This is a genomic window from Saccharomonospora halophila 8, assembly GCF_000383775.1.
Taxonomy (GTDB): Bacteria; Actinomycetota; Actinomycetes; order Mycobacteriales; family Pseudonocardiaceae; genus Saccharomonospora; species Saccharomonospora halophila.
Genome location: NZ_KB912503.1, coordinates 95054 through 101322, shown reverse-complemented (window position 1 = coordinate 101322; position 6269 = coordinate 95054). Strand labels below are relative to the sequence as shown.

Annotated in this window: 7 protein-coding genes; 1 reads left to right on the top strand and 6 read right to left on the bottom strand. The window is 71.9% G+C overall.

The features are described 5' to 3' along the window. Nucleotides 1-101 precede the first annotated feature (101 nt). Nucleotides 102-1085 (bottom strand): universal stress protein, encoded by a 984-nt coding sequence (locus SACHA_RS0105725; protein ID WP_019807877.1) that lies wholly within the window; start codon nt 1083-1085, stop codon nt 102-104. A 19-nt stretch (nt 1086-1104) separates the two neighbouring features. After that, nucleotides 1105-1482, bottom strand: a complete 378-nt coding sequence (locus SACHA_RS0105720) for a hypothetical protein (RefSeq protein ID WP_019807876.1) — start codon at nt 1480-1482, stop codon at nt 1105-1107. A gap of 116 nt (nt 1483-1598) precedes the next feature. Here SACHA_RS0105720 and SACHA_RS0105715 point away from each other — a divergent pair, with 116 nt between their 5' ends. Then, a complete protein-coding gene (locus tag SACHA_RS0105715) occupies nt 1599-2624 on the top strand; it encodes a S1C family serine protease (RefSeq protein ID WP_019807874.1) in 1026 nt (341 codons plus the stop codon). 92 nt (nt 2625-2716) lie between these two features. Here the strand turns inward: SACHA_RS0105715 and SACHA_RS0105710 are convergent, their stop codons facing one another. The 4 genes from SACHA_RS0105710 to SACHA_RS20505 all read right to left on the bottom strand — a co-directional run. Further along, nucleotides 2717-3526 (bottom strand): carbohydrate ABC transporter permease, encoded by an 810-nt coding sequence (locus SACHA_RS0105710; RefSeq protein ID WP_028662921.1) that lies wholly within the window; start codon nt 3524-3526, stop codon nt 2717-2719. After that, nucleotides 3523-4467, bottom strand: coding sequence for a carbohydrate ABC transporter permease (locus SACHA_RS0105705; RefSeq protein WP_019807869.1), 945 nt, complete (start codon nt 4465-4467; stop codon nt 3523-3525). The genes SACHA_RS0105710 and SACHA_RS0105705 overlap by 4 nt, the downstream gene beginning before the upstream one ends. Further along, nucleotides 4464-5828: an ABC transporter substrate-binding protein gene (locus SACHA_RS0105700; RefSeq protein WP_028662920.1), complete on the bottom strand. Its 1365-nt coding sequence runs from the start codon at nt 5826-5828 to the stop codon at nt 4464-4466. The genes SACHA_RS0105705 and SACHA_RS0105700 overlap by 4 nt, the downstream gene beginning before the upstream one ends. Before the next feature lie 2 nt (nt 5829-5830). Further along, nucleotides 5831-6269, bottom strand: a 439-nt coding sequence (locus SACHA_RS20505) for a zinc-binding dehydrogenase (protein ID WP_039738056.1), incomplete at its 5' end; no start/stop codon positions are given.

The window sequence follows — 6269 nt, the reverse complement described above, 5'->3', positions numbered from 1 at the left end:
GCCCCGCGGGCGACCCGGACACCGCCGGAGGGGACGGGTCGCCGCCCGACGGCCGGGGCGGTTCCGGAGGCCCCGACGACCGGGGCGATGCGGATTCGACCTCACGTTGAGCCCCGGGGCGGTGCGGTCCGCAGCCCCTCGGCTCCCGGTACGGTGTCCTCCCGCACCGGTTCCTCATCCCGGTCGAGTGCGCGCAGCACCGCCACCGGGCACGGCGCGTGGTAGAGCACCGCGTGACTCACCGAACCGAGCAGGGCCCGGGTGACCGGGCCGCGCCCGTGGCTGCCGACCACCAGCAGCCGGGCGCCCTCCGCACGGTCGAGCAGCGCGTGCGTGGGCCGTTCGGTCACGGGTTCCCAGTCGACTCCCAGGTCCGGGTGCCGGGCGGCGGCGGTGTCCAGCTGTTCCTTGGCGAGGGCCTGGGTGGACTCGTCCACGTGGGTCAGCCCCACCTGGCCGGGTGGTGCGGTGGCGTAGGCCTCCAGCGGCCAGTCGGTCCACGAGTACACCGCCCGTACCGGCGCCCGGTGGTACTCGGCGAAGTCCAGGGCGAAGTCCACGGCCCGTTCACTGTTGTCCGAACCGTCCACCCCGACCACGACGGGCGCGTCGGCCGCCGGGGGTTCACCCCGCACGACCACGAACGACTGACGCACCCGGCGTGCCAGCTCGGCCGCCGTGGAGCCGAGCACCATCCGCGCCAGCGCCCCCCGTCCCGAGGCGCCCGCCACGACCATCACCGGGTCGAGCTGGTCGGCGAGCTGCACCATGGTGACCTCCGGCGGACCGTCCGGAGTCGCGAAGAACACCGTCAGCCCGGAGAACGCCTCGCGGCACTCGCCCGTCGCCCGGTTGAGGTCCTGTTCGGCGTTCTCCCGCAACAGCCGCTCGTTGTACTCGCCGTGTTCGTCCACCGCGTGCAGCGACGGCAGATCCCACTCGAACGACTGCGCCGCGACGAGCGGCAGATCGCGTGCCGACGCCTCGGCCGCCGCCCACCACAGTGCCGTGTGCGCCCCCTCCGATCCGTCGAAGCACACCAGTACCCCGCCACGTCCCTCGGACAGCGGGTGTGTCCGTGTCATGCCGCCTCCTGACGTCGCTTCACGTTGTGCCGCCCCCGCCCACCCGGTCCGCCTCGCGCACGACGAACGGAGTGCCCTGCATGCAGGTGGTGGGCATCCCCGGACGGGGAGTTCCGCGCACCACGGCCTCGGTACCCGGCCGCAGCTCGGGTCCGGGCCGCACCAGCAGGTACTCCCGCCGACCGGTGGACAGCACCAGACAGTTCGGCTCCACTCCCCGCACCACCGTCCCCCGCACGGTGATCTCGGCCGCACCGGTGGTGCGTCCCGTCGGCGGGACGGTGTCCGTGGGCGACACGTCCGTGCCACCGGGCCCGTCCGGCCCGTCGGCGCACGCCGACACCACCACGGTGAGGACCGCGGCCGGGACGACGCTGCGCCGGACGACTCCGTGCACCCGTCCTCCTCTCCGGCGGTCACCACCCGACCCGCCCGGTCGCCCCGGGAGTTCCCCGGTGCTCGGCCGGTGAACCTCCCGGGATTGACGGCGCGCGGACAGGGTAGCCCGCCGACATGCGGATCGCCCGTGTTCTCGGTGCCCTGGTCGTCACCGTGGCGCTGGTCGGTGGCTGCACCGGTGGAGAGGGGCAACGGCAGGCACCGGCGACCGGCACCACCGCGCCCGCCGACGGCGGTGTCTCCGGCAGCGGATACGCCGACCTGGTCGAACAGGTCGAACCGAGCATGGTCACCGTCCGCGCCGGGGAGGGGGGCGTGGGCAGCGGCGTCGTGCTGCGGCCCGACGTGGTGGTGACCAATCAGCACGTCGTCGCCGACGTTGAGGAGGTCGAGCTGGTCTACGCCGACGGCACGGCCTCCGGGGCCCGGGTGATCGCCACGGACGAGTTCACCGACCTCGCCGTCCTGCGCACCGAGCGGAAGAATCTTCCCGTCCCCGTGTACCGCGAGCAGCTCCCCCGGCAGGGCGACATCGCGATCGCCATCGGCTCACCGCTGGGCTTCCAGAACTCCGTGACCGCCGGCGTGGTGTCCGGCCTGAACCGCGAGATCCCCGGGTCGGCCACCCGGGGCAACCGCTCGCTGGTCGACCTGATCCAGACGGACGCGTCGATCTCCCCGGGGTCGTCCGGTGGGGCACTGCTGGACTCCCGGGGACGGGTCGTCGGCATCAACGAGGCCTACATCCCGCCCAGCGCGGGCGCGGTGTCGCTGGGGTTCGCCATCCCGTCGTCCACCGTGGTCGACACCGCCGAGGAACTGCTGCGCGACGGGGTGGCCACGCACGCCTACCTGGGCGCCTCACTCGGCAGGCTCACCCCGTCGATCCGGGACCGGCTCGGCATCGAGGCCGAGCGCGGCGCGCTCGTGCTGGGGGTGGAACAGGGCGGCCCCGCCGCCGAGGCGGGACTGCGGCGCGGTGACGTCATCGTCGGACTGGGCGACACGCGCGTCCGCAACGTCGAGGACGTGCTCTCCGCGCTGCGCCGCTCCGAGCCCGGCCAACAGCGTGAGCTCGAATACCTCCGCGACGGGCAACGACAACGGACCACCGTGACGATCGGCGAACGGCAGGGCTGAGTTCCCGCGCCCTACCCGTCGGCCCTGCCCGTCGCCCCTCCCGTTCGGTACTGCGCGTCGACGCCCGTGCCACTCCCCCTGTCGCCTGTCGCCTACTTCACGGCCCCCATCGACAGGCCGCGCACGAGGTGGTTCTGCGCGATCCAGCCGACGATCACCACGGGCAGTGACGCGAGCAGCGCGGCGGCGGACAACTGCGCCCAGTACAGACCCTCACTGGTGATGAACCCGGACAGGAACACCGGCACCGTCCCGGCTCGGGCCGCGGTCAGGTTCACCGCGTAGAAGAACTCCGTCCACGAGAAGATCACACTGATCAGCGCCGTCGCCGCGATCCCGGGGGCCACCACGGGCAGGGCCACCCGCGTCAACATCGTCGGCAGCGAGGCCCCGTCCACCCGGGCCGCCTCCAGCATCTCGGTGGGGATCTCCAGGAAGAACGAGCGCAGCATCCACACCGCCAGCGGCAGGTTCATCGCGGTGTGCAGCAGCACCAGAATCCACACCGTGTCCAGCAGCCGCGTGTTCTGCGAGATCACGTACAGCGGGATGATGGCGGCCACGATCGGGAGCATCTTCGTGGACAGGAAGAACCCGAGCGCGTTGCCGGTCTGTTTCACCGGTGCCAGCGACAGCGCGTACGCGGCGGGGATGCCGAGCGCGAGCACCGCCAGGGTGGACAGCACGGTCACCACCGCCGAGTTGGCCAGGTACGGCAGAAAGCCGCGTTCCAGGACACCGGCGAACTGCTCCCAGGTCGGCGCGAACAGCACCGTCGGCGGGTCGGTGTAGGCATCGGCCTCGCGTTTGAACGCCGTGAGCACCATCCAGACCACCGGGAACACGAACAGCACCGCGACCAGCCAGGTGGCGCCGGTCAGCACCGGACGGGACGCTCTCATCGCACACCTCCCCGCACGTCGAACGACCGGAACATCACCCGCAGCGCGAACGTCGCCACGATCAGCGTCAGCAGCACCACCAGCACCCCCATCGCCGAGGACTGCCCGACGTCGAAGCCCTGGAAGGCGCGCTGGTAGATGGCGAACGGCAGGTTCGTGCTCGCCGTGCCGGGCCCGCCCTGGGTCATCAGGTAGATCGCGTCGAAGGTGTTCACGATGTAGATCGCCCCGAGCAGGGCGGCCAGCTGGAGGTAGCGGGACAGTTGCGGCAGCGTGATCGAGGCGAACACCCGCCACCGGCCGGCACCGTCCACCTGGGCGGCCTCCAGCACCTCCGGCGGCCGCGCCTGCAGCCCGGCGAGGATCAGCAGGGTCATGAACGGCGTCCACTGCCAGATCACCTGTGTCATCACCGCGCCGAGCGGGTACCGCGACAGCCAGTCGACGTCGGTGCCGAGCACCGCGTTGAGCAGTCCGTAGGTGGGGTCGAACATCGTCGTCTTCCACAACAGCGCGCCCGCGGCGGGCAGCAGGAGGAACGGCGTGACGACGAGCGTGCGCACCACCGACCTGCCGACGAACCGGCGGTCCAGCAACAGCGCCAGCCCCAGCCCCAGCAGCAGGGACACGAACACGCACACCACGGTGAGCAGCACCGTGTTCAGCAGCGCCCCGCGGAACTCGCTGTCGGCGAACACGGCGGCGTAGTTGTCGAATCCGACGAAGTGCCGTGAGCCGGGCCGCACGAGGTTCCACGACTGGAACGAGTAGACCACGGTGACCAGGAACGGCACCTGGGTCACCGCGACGGTGAACAGCAGGGCCGGCAGCAACGGCGCACGGCGCCGCCAGGCCCGGGCGCGGTCACCCGGGCTGGACCGCTCCGGGGTGGACCGACGGTGCCCGCGGTGTTCGGCGGGTCCTTCGAGGGTGGTGGTCATCGCGTCTCCCGGTAGGCCGCGCCGACGTCCTCGGCGTACCGCTGGGACCGCCGCAGGGCCTCGTCCACGGTGATCCGCCCCGCGACGGCGGCGGAGAGCTGTCGGCTCACCCGCGTACCGAGGTCCTGGAACTCGGGGATGCCGAGGAACTGGATTCCCGGGTAGGGCACCGGCTTCGTCATGGTTTGTTCCTGGTTCGCGTTCCGGATGCCCTCCAACGTCGGTTCGGCGTAGGCGCGGGCGGCCTCGCGGTACTCGGGGATCGCGTAGGTCGACCTCCGGCACCCCGGCGGCACGCGGTTCCACCCGAACGTCTCGCCCACCAGCCGGACGTAGTCCTTGTCGGTCATCCACGACAGGAACTCCCAGGCCAGATCCGGCTTCTCGGTTCCCGAGGGCATCGCCAGGGCCCAGGTGTAGAGCCACCCGCCCGCGGGGGTGTGCCGCACCGGGGCCGCGACGTAGCCCGACTTCCCGACGACGGTGCTCGACGACGGGTCCTCGTTGATGCCCGCCATGACCGTGGCGTCGTACCACATGGCCGCCTGCCCCTGGGTGTAGCGCGTGCCGCACTCGGAGAACCCGGCACTGGCGGCTCCCACCTCGCCGTGCTCGCGGAGCAGACCGACGTAGAACCCGGCCGCCGCGCGGAACTCCGGCGACGTCAGCCGCGCGCGCCAGTCCTCGTCGAACCAGCGCGCACCGAAGGTATTCACCACCGTGTTGAACGGGGCGAGGCTCTCGCCCCACCCCGGCTTGCCGCGCAGGCAGATGCCCGCCATCCCCGCCTCCTCGTCGTCCAGCACCGCGGCGAACCGGGCGATCTCCGACCAGGTGGGGTTCTCGGGCATGGTGAGCCCGGCCTCGGCGAAGAGGTCCTCGCGGTAGGCCACGAACGACGACTCGCCGTAGAACGGCACCGCGTACATCGACCCCTCGTACGACAACGACTCCCGGATGCTGGGGATGAAGTCCCCGTGGTCGTAGTCGGGGTGGGCGTCCAGGTACGGCCCGAGGTCGCGCAACCACCCGTTGGCGGCCCACTGCGGTGTCTCGTAGTTGCTGATCATCACGAGGTCGAACTCGCCGCCGCCGGTCGCGGTCGAGGCGGTGATCTTCGCGCGTGCCTGGTTCTCCGGCAGCGAGACGAACCGCAGCCGTACCCCGGGGTGTGCGCGCTCGAACCGGTCGGACAACGCGATCGCGTCGTTCATCTGCGGATTGGCCACGATCGCGACGGTCAGCGTCCGCCCGTCGCCGCCGAGCGCCCCCGCCCCCGCACAGCCGGAGACCCCCAGCAGCGCCAGGACCAGCAGCAGGGCCGCGAAGGGCCGTCGGCGACCGCCGGTGACTCGGTCCATCGTCACTCTCCTCCCGCGACGCCCGGAAGCACGTCCGAGCGCTCCCGGCCCGGGTCGATGTGGGTCTTCAGGCCGGTGCCCGCCCGCATGCGTGCCAGCGCGTCCGGCCACTCCTGAAGCGGCATCGTGTCCGTCACCAGCGCGTCCGCCTCGACCACACCGCGGGCGACGAGGTCGAGCGCGGCGCCGAAGCTGTGCAACACCGCCATCGAACCGACGACCGTGATCTCGTCGTGGTAGATCCGGAACGGCGACAACGACACCCGCGCGCGCTCCGGTGCCACCCCGAAGACCAGCAGCCTGCCGCCCCTGCCGAGCGCGTCGAAGGCGGCCTCGATCGCGGCGGGGGCACCGGTGCAGTCGACGGCCGCGTCGAACACCTCCCCGTCGAGGTCGGCCACGTCGTCGGCGACGGCCTCGGCACCCTGCTCCCGCGCCCGG